The sequence below is a fragment of the Bacteroides sp. B1-V-101 genome (assembly GCF_023656585.1).
In the GTDB taxonomy this organism is placed as follows: domain Bacteria; phylum Bacteroidota; class Bacteroidia; order Bacteroidales; family Bacteroidaceae; genus Bacteroides; species Bacteroides thetaiotaomicron.
Map to the genome: position 1 here is coordinate 12,226 of NZ_JAMOKH010000022.1, position 18,468 is coordinate 30,693.

Below are 18,468 nucleotides of genomic sequence, written 5' to 3' on the forward strand. Positions count from 1 at the left end.
TCTATTAATCTTTTTTAGCGTTTTTAAAAGGTAAACCGAATTCCTTCAACAAGGCATAACCTTCTTCATCTGTCTCCGCAGAGGTTACAAAGGTAATATTCATTCCGAGAATTCTTGTAATACTATCGATATTTATTTCAGGGAAAATGATTTGTTCCTGAATACCAAGGGTATAGTTACCTTTACCATCAAACTTACTTTCGATACCTTTGAAGTCACGAATACGAGGAAGAGCTACACGAACTAGTTTTTCCAAGAATTCATACATTCTCTCACGGCGCAAAGTTACCATAACGCCAATCGGCATTTTTTTACGTAACTTAAAGTTTGCGATATCTTTACGAGAAATGGTAGCTACGGCCTTCTGACCTGTGATAGCTGTCATTTCATTGATTGCTACTTCAATAATCTTCTTATCAGCAACAGCCATACCTAAACCTTGATTGATAACAATCTTCTTAAGTACGGGTACCTGCATCGTTGAAGAATACTGGAATTGTGATTTCAATGCAGGTGCAATACGATCTGCATATTCTTTCTTTAGGCTAGCAGTATTACTCATTACTAAATCTCCTCTCCTGATTTTTTAGAATAACGCACTAAAGTTCCTTCAGAACTCTTTCTTCTCCCAATACGCGTTGCTTTACCAGTTTTTGGATCAACCGGGTTCAAGTTTGAAATGTGGATAGAAGCTTCTTGCTTCACAATACCACCCTGCGGATTCTTTGCATTCGGCTTAGTGCTCTTAGATACCATATTGATACCCTCAACAATTGCACGACCTTCTTTAACAAGAACCTTCAATACACGACCAGTTTTGCCCTTATCTTCGCCAGCATTTACGTAAACTGTATCGCCTTTTTTAATATGTAATTTACTCATTACTCAAATCTTTTACAAAATTAAAGTACCTCAGGCGCAAGTGACACAACCTTCATGTTTGTAGCACGAAGTTCTCTTGCTACAGGACCGAAAATACGACTTCCTCTAATTTCACCTGCATTATTAAGCAACACGCAAGCATTATCATCAAAACGTATATAAGAACCATCAGGACGACGGATTTCTTTCTTCGTACGTACAATCAAAGCCTTTGATACTGCACCTTTTTTAACATCACTCGAAGGGATAACACTCTTTACGGAAACTACAATAACATCTCCTACTGAAGCGTAACGACGACCTGTGCCACCCAATACACGGATACACAAAGCTTCTTTAGCTCCACTGTTATCACATACTGTAAGTCTGGATTCTACTTGTATCATAATTACTTAGCTCTTTCAATTATTTCTACTAATCTCCATCTTTTAGTCTTGCTCAAAGGACGAGTTTCCATGATGCGTACAGTATCACCGATATTGCATTCATTCTTTTCATCATGAGCATGGTACTTCTTCGTTTTACTAACGAACTTACCATATATAGGGTGTTTTTCTTTAAACTTGGCAGCAACTGTGATAGTTTTTTCCATCTTGTTGCTCAATACAACCCCTGTTCTTTCTTTTCTTAAATTTCTTGCTTCCATCAAGCTGATCATTTATTGTTAAGTTCTCTTTGGCGTAATTCTGTTTTCATACGCGCAATAGTCCTGCGTAATTGTTTGATTTGAGCAGGATTTTCCAAAGGAGAAATAGAATGATTGATAACCATCTGGTTATAATTAGCTGTTTCTGCCTCTACTCTTTCTACTAAATCATTAGTAGTCATTTCTTTAATTTCTGCAATTTTCATAAACCTTACGCATTTTGATTTTGAATATCATAATCACGTCTTACGACAAACTTCGTTGTAATAGGAAGCTTTTGAGCAGCTAAGCGCAATGCTTCTTTCGCGATTTCGTAAGATACTCCTTCAGCTTCAATAATGATTCTACCTGGAGTTACAGGAGCCACAAATCCCTCGGGAGCACCTTTACCTTTACCCATACGCACATCGGCAGGTTTTCTAGTAATTGGTTTATCCGGGAATATACGGATCCAGATCTGTCCTTGACGTTGCATATATCTTGTTACTGCAATACGAGCAGCTTCGATCTGACGGCCTGTAATCCATTTAGTTTCCAAAGCCTTAATGCCAAAAGAACCGAAAGCCAGCTGGTTACCTCTCTGGGCATTACCTTTTGCACGGCCTTTTTGTTGTCTTCTGAATTTTGTCTTTTTCGGTTGTAACATAGTTTCCTAAAATTCAAATTCGTTTAGCGATTATTTTTCTTTCTTTTGAAGTTCTTTCCGCCGTTGTTTCCACCATTGTTTCCACGACCACTTTCTTTGCTTTGTGTAAAGTTCGGAGCTAATTCTTTCTTACCAAACACTTCACCTCTACAAATCCAAACTTTGATACCTAAAAGACCCACTTTAGTCAATGCTTCAGCATGACAGTAGTCGATATCAGCTCTGAAAGTGTGCAACGGAGTTCTTCCTTCTTTATACATTTCAGAACGAGCCATTTCAGCTCCATTCAAACGTCCTGAAATCTGAATTTTGATACCTTCAGCACCCATACGCATTGTATTTGCGATAGCCATTTTAATGGCACGGCGGTAGGCAATTTTACCTTCTACCTGGCGAGCAATGTTGTTAGCAACAATTACAGCATCCAGTTCCGGTCTTTTCACTTCAAAGATATTAATCTGAATATCTTTGTCGGTAACCTTCTTCAACTCTTCTTTTAACTTATCAACTTCTTGGCCACCTTTACCGATGATAATACCCGGGCGAGCAGTGCAAACAGTAATAGTAACGAGCTTCAGCGTACGTTCAATTACGATTCTTGATACACTTGCCTTTGCAAGTCTTGCATTAAGATATTTACGGATTTTGCTATCTTCCAGCAAAGAATCACCGTAATCATTTCCACCATACCAGTTAGAATCCCATCCTCTGATAATTCCTAAACGGTTGCTTATTGGATTAACTTTTTGTCCCATCTACCTTAATTTTGATCTTCGTTATTACTTTTAGCACCAACGAACAATGTTACGTGATTTGAACGTTTGCGAATTCTATAACCTCTACCCTGCGGTGCCGGTCTCATTCTTTTGAGTGTAGCGCCACCATCAACAAAAATCTGCGTTACGAACAACTCGCCGCTTTCTGCTTTACGTTCGTTTTTCTGTTCCCAGTTAGCAATTGCAGAGCGAAGCAATTTTTCCACTCTTGCAGCAGCTTCTTTTGAAGAAAATTTCAAAACACCAAGTGCTCTGTTCACTTCCATACCACGAATCATATCAGCGACTAAGCGCATCTTACGTGGAGAAGTAGGAACATTTTGCAATTTAGCAAAATACATGGTCTTAAGGGCTTCTTTTCTTTTTTCAGCCGATATTTTTTTTCTTGCTCCCATTATATTTATTACTTTATTATTTCAAATAATTCCTGTTATCTTTTCTTGTTACCAGCGTGTCCTCTGAATGTACGAGTTGGAGCAAATTCGCCCAACTTGTGTCCTACCATATTTTCGGTAACATATACAGGAATAAATTTATTTCCATTGTGAACTGCAACTGTATGGCCTACAAAATCAGGCGAAATCATTGAAGCTCTGGCCCATGTCTTTACTACGACTTTTTTGCCAGATTCATTCATGGCAAAAATTCTCTTTTCAAGCTTTACGTTAATATATGGACCTTTTTTTAATGAACGACTCATAGTTTACTCAATTAATCAGATTACTTTTTTCTTCTCTCAATAATGTACTTAGACGATTGTTTCTTAGGAGCTCTAGTCTTAAGTCCCTTAGCGTACAATCCCTTACGAGATCTTGGATGTCCTCCGGAAGAACGTCCTTCACCACCACCCATCGGGTGATCAACCGGGTTCATTACAACACCACGGTTACGAGGACGACGACCTTGCCAACGAGAGCGTCCAGCCTTACCTGAGCGTTCCAATCCATGATCTGAGTTACCAACACTACCGATAGTAGCTTTACAAGTGCTAAGAATCTGTCTTACTTCACCTGAAGGCAATTTAATCACACAATACTTACCCTCACGAGAAGTTAACTGAGCAAAGTTTCCAGCTGATCTAACCAGAGCAGCACCCTGTCCCGGACGTAACTCAATATTGTGAATTACAGTACCAACCGGAATATTCTGAAGGGGAAGAGTATTACCAATCTCTGGCGCTGCTGTTTCACCCGACATCAGAGTCGCACCAACTTGCAATCCATTGGGAGCAATAATATATCTTTTTTCTCCATCAGCGTAATATAACAAAGCGATACGAGCCGAACGATTCGGATCGTATTCAATTGTCTTAACCACTGCTGGTACACCGTCTTTGTTTCTCTTGAAATCAACAATTCTAATCACCTTTCTATGACCGCCACCAATGTAGCGCATAGTCATCTTACCTTCGTTGTTACGACCACCAGATGATTTCTTACCATATACAAGAGACTTTTCTGGTACTGATGCAGTAATTTCTTCGAAAGTACCAATAATTTTATGTCTTTGCCCCGGTGTTGTGGGCTTTAATTTACGTACTGCCATTTTTATTAAATATTACTATAAAAATCAATAGTATCTCCTTCTTTCAATGTTACGATTGCTTTTTTGAATGCATTCGTACGGCCATTGATGATACCTGCTTTAGTATAACGGCTTTTATTTTTGCCAGCATACTTCACTGTATTCACATCAACTACAGTAACATTATAAAGAGCTTCAACTTCCTTCTTAATTTCCAGTTTGTTAGCATCAGGACATACAACAAAGCCGAAACGATTCAGCTTATCAGTGATTGCAGTCATTTTCTCTGTTACCAACGGTTTAATAATAATTCCCATTATTTAAGCCTCCTTTTTAAATTAAGATATTGTCAATAGCCTTCAGAGAGTTTTCTGTAAGCACAACAACCCCAGCATTCAATACTCTGTAAGTATTTAATCCTGAGACAGTCTGCACGTTTGCACCCTCTATGTTACGAGCTGACAAATATACGTTTTTATTTGCTTCCGGTAAAATTACAAGTAGCTTTTTATCGGAAACTTTAAGATTTTTTGTCATAGCAACGAAATCTTTTGTCTTAGGAGCTTCAAAAACGAAGTCTTCAACAACAATAAGCGCGTTGTTCTGAACTTTATAAGACAATGCTGACTTACGAGCCAATGTCTTAACTTTTTTATTCAACTTGAAGAAGTAGTCTCTTGGTTTCGGACCAAAAACACGAGCACCACCAACGAGTACCGGTGAATTCATATCACCACGACGTGCTCCACCACCACCTTTCTGGCGACCGATCTTACGAGTAGAGCCACTGATTTCACTTCTTTCTTTTGACTTATGAGTACCCTGACGCTGGTTGGCCATAAATTGCTTTACATCCAAATAGATAGCGTGGTCGTTGGGCTCAATTCCGAAGATAGATTCGTTTAACGTAACCTTTCTCCCAGTGTCTTCACCTTTAATGTTATATACGTTAACTTCCATTATTTCTCAATTATTACGATTGAACCTTTGCAACCCGGGATAGAACCTTTGATCAAAAGAAGGTTATGATCCGCGATTACTTTTAATACCTGCAAGTTTTGAACAGTAACTCTGTCACCACCGAGCTGTCCGCCCATGCGCATTCCTTTGAATACTTTAGCTGGATAAGAACAAGCACCGATAGAACCCGGCTTACGAGCACGGTTGTGCTGACCGTGAGTAGCTTGGCCTACACCACCGAAACCATGTCTCTTAACTACACCCTGGAAACCTTTACCTTTAGAAGTTCCGACAACGTCTACGAAAGTAGCGTCATTGAACATCTCTACAGTAATAGTATCACCCAGATTCAACTCTGTCTCAAATTCTTTGAACTCGGCCAAGTGTCTCTTCGGTGTTACTCCAGCTCTCTTGAAGTGGCCCATCAACGGTTTAGTTGTATGTTTTTCCTTTTTGTCCTGGAAACCCAACTGAACAGCTGCATAGCCATCTTTTTCGACAGTTTTAACCTGAGTAACAACACAAGGACCTGCTTCGATAACAGTGCATGGTACATTCTTACCATCAGCACTGAAAACGGATGTCATTCCGATTTTTTTTCCTAATAATCCTGGCATTTCACTAATTTTTAATTATCAAACTTTAATTTCTACTTCCACACCACTCGGCAACTCAAGCTTCATAAGAGCATCTACCGTCTTAGCAGTTGAGCTATAGATGTCGATCAATCTCTTATAAGAAGAGAGTTCAAACTGTTCACGTGACTTCTTGTTAACGAAAGTCGAGCGGTTCACTGTAAAGATACGCTTGTGCGTAGGCAGAGGAATTGGACCACTAACAATAGCACCCGTAGCCTTTACGGTTCTTACAATCTTCTCAGCTGACTTGTCAACCAAGTTGTGGTCGTAAGATTTCAATTTAATTCTAATTTTCTGACTCATTATGGTTTTAAATTAATATATTTATAAATAAGAGAAAGCGGCAGGCTAAGAGTCATTCGCTAGCCTGCTGCTTTTGATATTCTTTTAGAGTAAATCAGCACGTCCTTTTACTTCTTCCAATACTGCCTTAGCAATAGAGTTAGAAACTTGAGCGTGATGAGAATATACCATTGATGAAGTTGCGCGACCAGATGTAATAGTACGTAACGCTGTTACATAACCAAACATTTCAGCCAGTGGCACCATTGCTTTCACAATACGAGCACCGGAACGGCTAGATTCCATACCTTCAACCTGACCACGACGCTTATTCAAGTCACCGATCACATCACCCATGTTTTCTTCCGGAGTAACAACCTCCAGCTTCATGATAGGCTCCATCAATACCGGACCTGCTTTAGCACATGCATTCTTATATGCCTGAATAGCACAAATTTCGAAAGACAACTGGTCAGAGTCAACCGGATGGAATGAACCATCAATCAAAGTTACCTTCATTGAATCCAACGGATATCCGGCCAACACACCGTTCTTCATTGCGCTTGTGAAACCTTTCTGAACTGAAGGAATAAATTCTTTAGGAATATTACCGCCCTTCACTTCATCGATAAACTGCAATCCGCCTTCTTTGAAATCTTCATCAACAGGACCGATCTTAACGATGATATCTGCAAACTTACCACGACCACCAGACTGTTTCTTATAAACTTCACGAAGATCAACTGTCTTAGTGATAGCTTCTTTATAATTAACCTGAGGTTTACCTTGGTTACATTCTACTTTAAATTCACGTTTCAAACGGTCAATAATGATATCCAAGTGTAACTCACCCATACCAGAGATTACAGTCTGTCCAGTTTGCTCATCAGTCTTAACTGTAAATGTCGGATCTTCTTCAGCGAGCTTAGCCAAACCGTTAGACAATTTATCCATGTCTTTCTGAGTTTTAGGCTCAACTGCAATACCGATTACCGGTTCCGGGAAGTCCATAGACTCTAATACGATCGGAGCTGTTTCATCACAAAGCGTATCACCAGTATGAATATCTTTAAAACCTACACCTGCACCAATATCACCAGCACCGATTACTTCAACCGGATTCTGCTTGTTTGAATGCATCTGGAACAGACGAGAAACACGTTCTTTCTTACCAGAGCGAGAATTATAGATATAAGAACCAGCTTCAATCTTACCCGAATATACACGGAAGAAAGTCAAACGACCTACATAAGGGTCAGTAGCAATCTTAAATGCCAAAGCTGATGTTTTCTCATCATCACTCGGTTTACGATCTTCTTCTGCACCTGTATTCGGATTTGTACCAATCACATTCTCAGTATCCAATGGAGAAGGCAAGAAAGCACAAACATAGTCCAACAATGTCTGAACACCCTTATTCTTAAATGAAGAGCCACACAACATTGGTACAACTGCCATCTGAACTGTTGCATTGCGGAGGGCTCTCAACACTTCTTCTTCTGTAATAGTAGAAGGATCGTCGAAATATTTCTCCATCAAAGCATCGTCAAACTCAGCTACCTTTTCAAGCATTTTATCTCTCCATTCATTTGCTTCATCAACGAGATCTGCCGGTATTTCTTCAACTGTATAGTCAGCTCCCATTGTTTCATCATGCCAATAGATAGCTTTCATTTTAATCAAGTCTACCAGACCTTTGAAGGTTTCTTCAGCACCAATAGGAACAACGATTGGACAAGGATTAGCACCCAAAACAGCTTTCATCTGGCGTACAACCTCAAAGAAGTCAGCACCCGAACGGTCCATTTTGTTTACGTACGCAATACGTGGCACATTATACTTATCAGCTTGACGCCATACAGTTTCTGATTGAGGTTCTACACCACCTACTGCACAGTAAGCAGCCACAGCACCATCCAGAATACGTAACGAACGTTCTACTTCAGCAGTAAAGTCAACGTGTCCCGGAGTATCAATCAAGTTGATTTTATAAGTATCACCAGCATATTTCCATCTTGTTGTTGTTGCAGCAGATGTAATAGTAATACCACGTTCTTGCTCCTGTTCCATCCAGTCCATTGTTGCAGCACCATCGTGTACCTCACCAATTTTGTGAGTCAATCCAGTGTAGAACAGGATACGTTCAGAAGTTGTTGTTTTTCCGGCATCAATGTGAGCCATGATACCGATATTACGAGTCAAATGTAAATCTGTCTTTGCCATTTTCTTATTCCTTTACTTTAAGTTTTTAATCTAAATCGGTTATATTCTTATAGTATTAGAATCTGAAATGAGCAAATGCACGGTTAGCTTCAGCCATTCTATGCATATCTTCTTTACGTTTGTATGCGCCACCCTGTTCGTTAAAGGCATCCATGATTTCAGCAGCCAATTTGTCTGCCATAGATTTACCACCTCTTTTGCGAGCAAACAGAATCAAGTTTTTCATTGAAACCGATTCTTTACGATCAGGACGGATTTCAGTAGGAACCTGGAAGGTAGCACCACCTACACGACGAGATTTTACTTCTACTTGCGGAGTTACATTATCCAAAGCCTTTTTCCAGATTTCGAGAGCTGATTTTTCTTCGTTAGGAAGTTTTGCTTTCACTGTTTCCAGAGCGGCATAAAAGATTTCATAAGACGCATTCTTTTTACCATCATACATCAAATGGTTTACAAACTTAGAAACCTTTTGGTCATTAAAAACGGGATCCGGAAGGATTACGCGTTTTTTTGGTTTTGCTTTTCTCATTTGTTTGAAAAATAATGTTTTTGTTCTTGGTTGTCTACTTCTTGACTTCTTCAACTCTCCCACCGGAGAATTTACTCAACCTTTAGCATTTCCAACAAACTAAAACGTAAGTTATTACTTTAATTCTAATTAGGTTTTAATCCTTATTTTTTCTTAGCCGGTGCAGCTTGTCCTGGTTTCGGACGCTTAGCTCCGTATTTAGAACGTCTTTGAGTACGACCAGCAACACCTGCTGTATCAAGTGTACCACGTACAATGTGATAACGTACACCAGGAAGGTCTTTTACACGACCGCCACGTACCAAAACGATTGAGTGTTCCTGCAAGTTGTGTCCTTCTCCCGGAATGTATGAGTTAACCTCTTTTTGGTTAGTCAAACGTACACGAGCTACTTTACGCATTGCAGAGTTCGGCTTCTTCGGAGTAGTAGTATATACTCTCACGCAAACGCCACGTCTTTGAGGACATGAATCCAAGGCTGGAGATTTACTTTTCTCCACCAGCGCTTCGCGTCCTTTTCTTACTAATTGCTGAATTGTAGGCATTTTAATTGTTTTTTGATTTATATTATTGTTATATTAATTTCGTAACTATACATTTTGGGCTGCAAAAATACGAATAATATTTGAATATTCAATGCGCTACAACTTTTTTTTCTTTTTTAATGTTTTTATATCAACCTCATGCTTCGCCTTTTACAACACTTAGCGGAGGCATCGGTGACTCTTCAGAAATACGAATAGGTCCAAAAGCACGTTCATACTTTGCTATGTTATCCTCCAATGCCCGCAACAAGCGTTTTGCGTGTTCTGGAGCTACTATAATACGAGATTGCACTCCTGCTTTCGGCACTCCTGGCATAACCCGTACAAAGTCTAGAATAAACTCAGAGCTTGAATGAGTAATGATTGCAAGATTCGCATAAGTTCCTTGCGCTACTTCTTCTTTCAACTCGATCTGTAACTGGTTGTTATTTTGTTCTTCCATATTAAATAAGATAAAATGTTTTTTTGCAAAATAACAAAATTTTATCGAGATAAGAATGATACAGTCAGGTAAAAGAAACAAAAAAAAGGAGCAACTGCCTGCTACAGCAATCGCTCCTTTTTCATATAGTCAATTGAATTGTATTATTCTACTTCATTGTAATCAAGTACTGTCTTCTTGTTCGCCAAGATACGATCATACTCTTCTTTTGAACCAACGATAATCTTTTCAAATTCACGCTGACCTGTACCTGCCGGAATTAAGTGACCGCAAATTACGTTTTCCTTCATTCCTTCAAGTTTATCTGTCTTGCCATTGATAGCAGCCTCATTCAACACCTTCGTTGTTTCCTGGAAGGATGCAGCTGACATAAAGCTTGAAGTCTGCAGTGCAGCACGCGTAATACCCTGAAGAATCTGAGTCGAAGTTGCAGCTACAGCATCACGTACCTCAACAGGTTTCAAGTCACGGCGCTTCAGCATACTGTTCTCATCACGCAACTTACGAGCAGTCACAATCTGTCCCGGCTGCATATTCTGAGAATCACCTGCATCAACAACCACTTTCTTACCCCAGATACGATCGTTTTCCTCCATAAACTCAAGCTTATCCACTACCTGTTGTTCCAAGAAGCGAGTATCACCCGGCTCATCGATCTGAACCTTACGCATCATCTGGCGAACGATAATCTCAAAATGCTTATCATTGATCTTCACACCCTGCAGACGGTATACATCCTGAACTTCATTCACAATATATTCCTGTACAGCCGTAGGACCTTTAATTGCCAGGATATCAGCCGGAGTAGTAGCACCATCAGATAATGGAGTACCAGCACGCACATAGTCGTTCTCCTGAACCAGAATCTGTTTGGACAATGCAACAAGATACTTCTTCACTTCACCTGTTTTCGAAGTTACGATGATTTCACGGTTACCACGCTTGATCTTACCCATTGTAACCTCACCGTCAATTTCAGAAACGACAGCAGGATTAGACGGATTACGTGCTTCAAACAACTCAGTAACACGAGGAAGACCACCCGTGATGTCACCCGCCTTACCTACAGCACGCGGAATCTTCACGATTACTTCACCGGCTTTCACTTTCTGACCATTTTCAATAATCACGTGACCACCTACCGGTAAGTTATAAGTACGAATCAGATCACCGTCTTCTGTCAGGATATGAGCCGAAGGAACTTTCGTTTTATCCTTAGATTCAATAATGATGATTTCACGAAGACCGGTTGCTTCATCCGATTCCACCTTATAAGTAACATTCTCAATTACACCTTCGAATTCAATCTTACCAGTTGCTTCAGTTATAATAACGGCATTGAACGGGTCCCATTTAGCAATTAACTTACCCTTTTCAACCAGATCACCATCCGATACATATAATGTAGAACCATAAGGTACATTGTGCGTAGAAAGAACGATACCAGTATTTACGTCCACAAAACGAACTTCAGCCAAACGGCCTACCACTACTTTTGCAGCTTCACCCATTTCGTCTACGATATCTACCGTACGAAGTTCTTCAAATTCCAGACGAGCACTGTTCTTAGCCACAATACTTGCATTTGCCGCAATATTCGCAGCAGTACCACCGGCGTGGAATGTACGCAATGTCAACTGTGTACCCGGCTCACCGATTGACTGAGCAGCAATTACACCGACAGCCTCACCCTTCTGAACCATGCGGCTTGTTGCCAGGTTACGTCCGTAACACTTAGCACAAACACCCTTCTTCGCTTCACAAGTCAATACAGAACGGATTTCAACGCTTTCAATCGGAGAATCCTGAATCTTCTTAGCAACTTCTTCTGTGATTTCTTCACCACCGGCAACAAGTAATTCGCCTGTAGTAGGATGAATAATATCATGTACAGAAACACGCCCTAAGATACGTTCATACAGGGTAGCGATTACTTCATCGTTATTCTTCAAGTCTGTACAAACCAATCCACGAAGTGTACCGCAGTCTTCTTCCGTGATGATCACGTCGTGAGAAACGTCTACCAGACGACGAGTCAAATATCCGGCATCGGCAGTCTTCAAAGCGGTATCCGCCAAACCTTTACGGGCACCGTGAGTAGAGATAAAGTACTCCAACACAGAAAGTCCCTCTTTAAAGTTTGACAAGATCGGGTTTTCAATAATCTGACCACCTTCAGCACCAGCTTTCTGGGGCTTAGCCATCAAACCACGCATACCGGACAACTGACGAATCTGTTCTTTAGAACCACGGGCACCCGAATCCAGCATCATGTATACAGAGTTAAATCCTTGATCATCCGAAGAAATAGTTTTCATCAAGATGTTAGACAACTCAGAGTTCACATGTGTCCAGATATCAATTACCTGATTATAACGTTCGTTGTTGGTAATGAAACCCATATTATAGTTGTTTACGACTTGTTCAACTTCGTCGTAACCTTTTTGTACCAATGTCTCTTTTTCTTTCGGGATAATAATATCACCCAAGTTGAATGACAAACCACCCTTAAAGGCCATTTGGTAACCTAAGTTCTTGATTCCATCCAAGAAGTCTGCAGCTTTAGCCACACCACAAACCTTGATTACATCACTAATGATATCACGAAGAGATTTCTTAGAAATAATCGTATTGATATAACCTGCTTCAGGAGGAACAATTTCATTAACAATCACACGTCCTACAGAAGTTTCACGCATAACGTCAACAATGTTACCATTTTCATCAACGTCTTTCACGATCACCTTTACCGGAGCATGAATATCTACCTTACCTTCATTATAAGCGATTAATGCTTCTTCCGGTCCGTAGAATGTAAGTCCTTCTCCCTTAGCACCGGCACGCAACTTGGTAATGTAATACAAACCAAGAACCATATCCTGTGCAGGTACAGTAATAGGCGCACCGTTTGCCGGATTCAGGATATTATGTGACTGAAGCATCAACATCTGAGCTTCAAGAATTGCTTCGTTACTCAAAGGCAAGTGAACAGCCATCTGGTCACCGTCGAAGTCGGCGTTGAATGCCGTACATGCCAACGGGTGCAACTGGATAGCTTTACCTTCAATCATCTTCGGCTGGAATGCCTGGATACCCAAACGGTGCAATGTCGGAGCACGGTTCAACAGTACAGGATGTCCTTTCATTACGTGTTCCAGAATATCCCAGATCACAGCTTCCTTACGATCTACAATCTTCTTTGCAGATTTCACCGTCTTAACGATACCACGTTCAATGAGTTTACGGATAATAAACGGCTTATAAAGTTCGGCAGCCATCAATTTAGGAATACCGCACTCACCCATCTTCAGTTCCGGACCAACGACAATTACCGAACGTGCAGAGTAGTCAACACGTTTACCCAGCAAGTTCTGACGGAAACGTCCTTGTTTACCTTTCAAGCTATCAGACAGTGATTTCAACGGGCGGTTAGCATCCGTCTTCACTGCACTTGATTTACGTGAATTATCGAACAATGAGTCTACAGATTCCTGAAGCATACGTTTCTCATTACGCAAGATTACTTCCGGAGCTTTGATTTCGATCAATCTCTTCAGACGGTTGTTACGAATGATAACACGACGATAAAGGTCATTCAAGTCGGAAGTAGCAAAACGACCACCATCCAATGGAACCAATGGACGGAGTTCGGGCGGAATAACCGGTACGATACGTACAATCATCCATTCCGGCTTGTTACGTCCACGTGATGCACGGAACGATTCTACAACCTGAAGACGTTTCAATGCCTCATTCTTACGTTGCTGTGAAGCATCATTGCCTGCACGGTGACGCAATTCATAAGACAGAGCATCCAGATCCAAACGAGCCAGCAAATCATAAATTGCTTCAGCTCCCATCTTAGCGATGAACTTATTCGGATCATTATCCTCCAGATATTGATTGTCCTTCGGAAGTGTATCCAGAATATCCAGATATTCTTCTTCAGAAAGTAAATCATATTCGGCAATGCCATCTTCAGCCTTTACACCCGGCTGAATAACAACATAACGTTCGTAATATATAATCGAATCCAGCTTCTTTGTCGGCAGTCCGAGCAAATAACCGATCTTATTTGGAAGCGAACGGAAATACCAGATGTGTGCCACCGGCACCACCAACTGTATATGTCCCATACGTTCACGGCGTACTTTCTTTTCTGTAACTTCTACACCACAACGGTCGCAGACGATACCTTTATAACGGATACGCTTATATTTACCGCAATGGCATTCGTAATCCTTAATAGGACCAAAAATGCGCTCGCAGAACAAACCATCGCGTTCGGGTTTGTACGTACGGTAATTTATGGTTTCAGGCTTCAAAACTTCACCACTCGAATTCTCTAGGATTTCTTCCGGAGAAGCCAGACCAATTGAGATCTTCGAGAAATTGCTTTTCGTCTTATTTTCTTTTCTAAAAGCCATACTCTATATAATTGAGATTTGATAATTGAATCATTGGAAATTAAAGAAGATGCGAATGTCAACAGACCTTCATCGGCCTATTGACATCCTGCATTCTTTCATTATTTTATTCTAGGTTGATACTCAAGCCTAAACCTCTCAACTCGTGTAACAATACGTTCAAGGATTCCGGAATACCGGGTTGCGGCATCGGTTCACCTTTCACAATTGCTTCATAAGCCTTAGAACGTCCTACTACGTCGTCAGACTTAATAGTCAAGATTTCCTGCAGGATATGAGCAGCACCGAAGCCTTCGAGTGCCCAAACCTCCATTTCTCCGAAACGCTGACCACCGAACTGTGCTTTACCACCAAGAGGTTGCTGAGTAATCAATGAGTACGGACCGATAGAACGAGCGTGCATCTTGTCTTCAACCATGTGCCCCAGCTTCAGCATATAAGTCACACCTACGGTTGCTGCCTGGTCAAATTGCTCACCTGTACCACCATCACAAAGATAAGTTTTACAGTAACGTGGCAATCCCGCTTTGTCTGTCCACTGATCCAAGTCGTCCATCGTAGCACCGTCAAAAATAGGAGTTGCAAATTTCACGCCCAAAGTTTTTCCGGCACGACCTAATACAGCTTCAAAAATCTGACCAATGTTCATACGAGAAGGCACACCCAACGGATTCAGTACAATGTCAACCGGAGTACCATCTGCCAAGAACGGCATATCTTCCTGACGCACAACACGTGACACGATACCCTTGTTACCGTGACGACCTGCCATCTTATCACCTACACCAATCTTACGTTTCTTAGCAATATATACTTTAGCCATCTGAATGATACCAGCCGGAAGTTCATCACCGATAGTGATAGCAAACTTCTTACGCTTCAATTCAGCATCCAGCTCTTTGTATTTCTTGATAAAGTTCATAACCAGATCACGAACCATACCATTAGTATGGTCATCACTAGTCCAGTTACTCAGCTGAATAGAAGTAAAGTCAAGTGAATCAAAATCAGAAGCACTGAACTTAGATCCCTTAGCAATAACTTCTGCTCCTAAGTAGTCTTTCACACCCTGAGAAACCTTGCCTTCAGTCAAAGTCATCAGTTTCTTAACCAGAATACGCTTCAAGTCTGCAACCTTTGATTCAAACTCATCGTCAATCTTAGGCAACAATGCTTTATCCGCCAGTTTAGAGCTACGGTTCTTGATTACACGTGAGAAAAGTTTCTTATCAATAACAACACCTTTCAAAGAAGGAGAAGCTTTTAAAGAAGCATCTTTCACATCACCTGCCTTATCACCGAAGATAGCACGAAGTAGTTTTTCTTCCGGAGAAGGATCAGATTCACCTTTCGGAGTAATCTTACCGATCATGATATCACCCGGTTCGATACGCGCACCAATTCTTACGATACCGTTTTCATCCAGGTCTTTAGTAGCTTCCTCACTTACATTCGGAATATCAGAAGTCAATTCTTCCATACCGCGCTTCGTTTCACGAACTTCCAGAGAGTATTCTTCTACGTGAACAGAAGTCAACAAGTCCTCGCGAACCACGCGTTCGTTCAATACGATAGCATCCTCATAGTTATATCCCTTCCATGGCATATAAGCAACCAACAGGTTTTTACCCAAAGCTAATTCACCCTTTTCGGTAGAATAACCTTCAGTCAGGATATCACCCTTCTTCACGCGCTGACCTTTGTCACAAATCGGACGCAAGTCAATTGTCATGTTCTGGTTCGTCTTACGGAACTTCGGAATTCTATATTCTTTCAAAGCAGGCTCGAAGCTTACAAATTCTTCGTCTTCTGTACGGTCATACAAAATACGGATCGTAGTAGCATCAACGAAGTCAACAACACCATCGCCTTCTGCAGTAATCTGCGTGCGAGAGTCTCTCACTAACTGACGTTCGATACCTGTACCTACAATCGGAGCTTCACTTCTCAATAAAGGAACTGCCTGGCGCATCATGTTTGATCCCATCAATGCACGGTTAGCATCATCATGTTCCAGGAACGGAATCAGTGAAGCAGCAATCGATGCAATCTGCTGAGGAGAAACGTCCATCAAATCTACTTCAGACGGTTCTACAACCGGGAAGTCAGCATCCTGACGAGATTTAACTTTATTGCGGACAAATGTACCGTCATCATTCAACGGAGCATTACCCTGTGCAATAATCTTTTCTTCTTCTTCTTCAGCAGTCAGATAAACCAGACCATTATCAGAAAGATCCACTTTTCCGTTTTCCACCTTACGGTACGGAGTTTCAATGAATCCCAGCTCATTAATTTTAGCGAATACACACAAGGAAGAAATCAAACCGATATTCGGACCTTCAGGAGTCTCAATCGGACAAAGACGACCGTAGTGTGTATAGTGAACGTCACGAACCTCAAATCCGGCACGTTCACGAGAAAGACCACCAGGCCCCAGTGCAGACATACGACGCTTGTGCGTAATTTCAGCCAACGGGTTCGTCTGGTCCATGAACTGTGACAAAGCATTTGTTCCAAAGAAAGAATTGATCACAGAAGAAATAGTCTTCGCATTGATCAAATCAATCGGAGTAAATACTTCATTGTCACGAACGTTCATACGTTCACGAATCGTACGAGACATACGAGCCAGACCAACAGCAAACTGGTTAGAAAGCTGTTCACCTACTGTACGTACACGACGGTTGCTCAAGTGGTCAATATCATCCACATCTGCTTTTGAGTTAATCAACTCAATCAGATATTTGATGATTTCAATGATATCTTCCTTCGTGAGGACACGCACGTCCATATCAGTCGTCAGATTCAGCTTCTTGTTGATTCTGTAACGACCTACATCACCAAGGTCATATCGTTTTTCTGAGAAGAACAAGTTGTTGATAACTTCACGTGCACTTGCATCATCGGCCGGATCAGCGTTACGCAACTGACGATAGATATACAACACAGCTTCTTTTTCCGAGTTACTCGGGTCCTTCTGCAGAGTATTATATATAATAGAGAAATCAGATTGATTCGGCTCGTCCTTATGCAAAAGGATGTTTTGAACTCCCGATTCCAGAATTTCATCAATATGTACTTCCTCCAGTACGGTTTCACGGTCGATAATAACCTCGTTACGTTCGATAGAAACCACTTCACCGGTATCTTCATCAACGAAATCTTCAATCCATGTTTTCAAAACACGTGCAGCTAACTTACGACCCAGAACTCTCTTCAGATTTGTTTTGTTTACCTTAACATCTTCTGCAAGGTTGAAAATCTCAAGAATATCCTTATCGTTCTCGAAGCCAATCGCGCGTAACAAAGTAGTTACCGGCAATTTCTTCTTACGGTCGATGTATGCGTACATCACATTATTGATGTCGGTAGCAAACTCAATCCACGAACCTTTAAACGGAATAATACGAGCCGAGTAAAGTTTCGTACCATTGGCATGTACACTCTGACCGAAGAACACACCCGGAGAACGGTGAAGCTGTGACACAACTACACGTTCGGCACCGTTAATGACGAAAGTAGCCTTATCAGTCATGTAAGGGATCGGGCCGAGGAATACGTCCTGAATAACTGTATCAAAATCCTCGTGATCGGGGTCGGTACAGTACAGCTTAAGTTTCGCTTTCAAAGGAACACTATATGTGAGCCCACGCTCTATACAATCATCGATGGTATAGCGCGGCGGATCAATATAATAATCCAAAAACTCAAGAACAAAATTGTTTCTTGTATCGGCAATAGGGAAGTTTTCAGCAAATACTTTATACAAACCCTCATTCTTGCGCTTTTCAGGTGGGGTATCTAATTGTAGAAAGTCTTGGAATGACTTCAATTGTACTTCCAGGAAATCCGGATATTCAAGCGGATTCTTAGTCGAAGCAAAATTAACTCTTTGATTTACAGTATTTGAAGACATCTGTGAATGAATTTGGAGAACTTAAT

Annotated in this window: 20 protein-coding genes; all 20 read right to left on the reverse strand. The window is 41.0% G+C overall.

What is annotated here, in order from left to right; all coding sequences use genetic code 11:
• Positions 1-4: 4 nt before the first annotated feature.
• Positions 5-562: a 50S ribosomal protein L5 gene (gene rplE, locus NBH01_RS16240; RefSeq protein WP_005675434.1), complete on the reverse strand. Its 558-nt coding sequence runs from the start codon at positions 560-562 to the stop codon at positions 5-7.
• Between the two features lie 2 nt (positions 563-564).
• Complete coding sequence (gene rplX / locus NBH01_RS16245; protein ID WP_008762041.1) at positions 565-882, reverse strand: 50S ribosomal protein L24; 318 nt, start codon at positions 880-882, stop codon at positions 565-567.
• Between the two features lie 20 nt (positions 883-902).
• Positions 903-1,268, reverse strand: a complete 366-nt coding sequence (rplN, locus tag NBH01_RS16250; RefSeq protein WP_004296340.1) for a 50S ribosomal protein L14 — start codon at positions 1,266-1,268, stop codon at positions 903-905.
• A gap of 2 nt (positions 1,269-1,270) precedes the next feature.
• Entirely contained in the window at positions 1,271-1,540 is a 270-nt protein-coding gene (gene rpsQ / locus NBH01_RS16255; RefSeq protein WP_008762040.1) for a 30S ribosomal protein S17, read from the reverse strand.
• Positions 1,537-1,734, reverse strand: a complete 198-nt coding sequence (gene rpmC / locus NBH01_RS16260; protein ID WP_008762039.1) for a 50S ribosomal protein L29 — start codon at positions 1,732-1,734, stop codon at positions 1,537-1,539. Before rpmC ends, rpsQ begins: the two co-directional genes overlap by 4 nt.
• Positions 1,735-1,739: 5 nt before the next feature.
• The gene (rplP, locus tag NBH01_RS16265) at positions 1,740-2,174 is read right to left on the reverse strand and encodes a 50S ribosomal protein L16 (RefSeq protein WP_002558067.1); all 435 of its coding nucleotides are present in this window, start codon (positions 2,172-2,174) and stop codon (positions 1,740-1,742) included.
• Between the two features lie 23 nt (positions 2,175-2,197).
• Positions 2,198-2,929, reverse strand: a complete 732-nt coding sequence (gene rpsC / locus NBH01_RS16270; protein WP_008762038.1) for a 30S ribosomal protein S3 — start codon at positions 2,927-2,929, stop codon at positions 2,198-2,200.
• 5 nt (positions 2,930-2,934) lie between these two features.
• On the reverse strand, positions 2,935-3,345 hold the full coding sequence (gene rplV, locus NBH01_RS16275; RefSeq protein WP_004296344.1) for a 50S ribosomal protein L22: 411 nt from the start codon (positions 3,343-3,345) through the stop codon (positions 2,935-2,937).
• A gap of 35 nt (positions 3,346-3,380) precedes the next feature.
• Positions 3,381-3,650 carry a 30S ribosomal protein S19 gene (gene rpsS, locus NBH01_RS16280; RefSeq protein ID WP_008762037.1) on the reverse strand — a complete coding sequence of 90 codons (270 nt, stop codon included), beginning with the start codon at positions 3,648-3,650 and terminating at the stop codon, positions 3,381-3,383.
• A gap of 20 nt (positions 3,651-3,670) precedes the next feature.
• The gene (gene rplB, locus NBH01_RS16285) at positions 3,671-4,495 is read right to left on the reverse strand and encodes a 50S ribosomal protein L2 (RefSeq protein WP_008765427.1); all 825 of its coding nucleotides are present in this window, start codon (positions 4,493-4,495) and stop codon (positions 3,671-3,673) included.
• Positions 4,496-4,500: 5 nt separating this feature from the next.
• Positions 4,501-4,791, reverse strand: a complete 291-nt coding sequence (gene rplW, locus NBH01_RS16290) for a 50S ribosomal protein L23 (RefSeq protein WP_234141660.1) — start codon at positions 4,789-4,791, stop codon at positions 4,501-4,503.
• A 16-nt stretch (positions 4,792-4,807) separates the two neighbouring features.
• A complete protein-coding gene (gene rplD, locus NBH01_RS16295; RefSeq protein ID WP_008762035.1) occupies positions 4,808-5,434 on the reverse strand; it encodes a 50S ribosomal protein L4 in 627 nt (208 codons plus the stop codon).
• Positions 5,434-6,051 (reverse strand): 50S ribosomal protein L3, encoded by a 618-nt coding sequence (rplC, locus tag NBH01_RS16300; RefSeq protein WP_008762034.1) that lies wholly within the window; start codon positions 6,049-6,051, stop codon positions 5,434-5,436. Before rplC ends, rplD begins: the two co-directional genes overlap by 1 nt.
• Before the next feature lie 18 nt (positions 6,052-6,069).
• Complete coding sequence (rpsJ, locus tag NBH01_RS16305) at positions 6,070-6,375, reverse strand: 30S ribosomal protein S10 (RefSeq protein ID WP_002558075.1); 306 nt, start codon at positions 6,373-6,375, stop codon at positions 6,070-6,072.
• A gap of 84 nt (positions 6,376-6,459) precedes the next feature.
• Positions 6,460-8,577 carry an elongation factor G gene (gene fusA / locus NBH01_RS16310; protein WP_008762033.1) on the reverse strand — a complete coding sequence of 706 codons (2,118 nt, stop codon included), beginning with the start codon at positions 8,575-8,577 and terminating at the stop codon, positions 6,460-6,462.
• A 55-nt stretch (positions 8,578-8,632) separates the two neighbouring features.
• Positions 8,633-9,109 carry a 30S ribosomal protein S7 gene (gene rpsG, locus NBH01_RS16315; RefSeq protein WP_008762032.1) on the reverse strand — a complete coding sequence of 159 codons (477 nt, stop codon included), beginning with the start codon at positions 9,107-9,109 and terminating at the stop codon, positions 8,633-8,635.
• A gap of 143 nt (positions 9,110-9,252) precedes the next feature.
• On the reverse strand, positions 9,253-9,654 hold the full coding sequence (gene rpsL, locus NBH01_RS16320) for a 30S ribosomal protein S12 (RefSeq protein ID WP_055221655.1): 402 nt from the start codon (positions 9,652-9,654) through the stop codon (positions 9,253-9,255).
• Between the two features lie 136 nt (positions 9,655-9,790).
• On the reverse strand, positions 9,791-10,096 hold the full coding sequence (locus tag NBH01_RS16325; protein WP_008762031.1) for a DUF3467 domain-containing protein: 306 nt from the start codon (positions 10,094-10,096) through the stop codon (positions 9,791-9,793).
• A gap of 143 nt (positions 10,097-10,239) precedes the next feature.
• Positions 10,240-14,523 carry a DNA-directed RNA polymerase subunit beta' gene (rpoC, locus tag NBH01_RS16330; RefSeq protein ID WP_008762030.1) on the reverse strand — a complete coding sequence of 1,428 codons (4,284 nt, stop codon included), beginning with the start codon at positions 14,521-14,523 and terminating at the stop codon, positions 10,240-10,242.
• A gap of 106 nt (positions 14,524-14,629) precedes the next feature.
• Positions 14,630-18,442, reverse strand: coding sequence for a DNA-directed RNA polymerase subunit beta (gene rpoB, locus NBH01_RS16335; protein ID WP_008762029.1), 3,813 nt, complete (start codon positions 18,440-18,442; stop codon positions 14,630-14,632).
• Positions 18,443-18,468 lie beyond the last annotated feature (26 nt).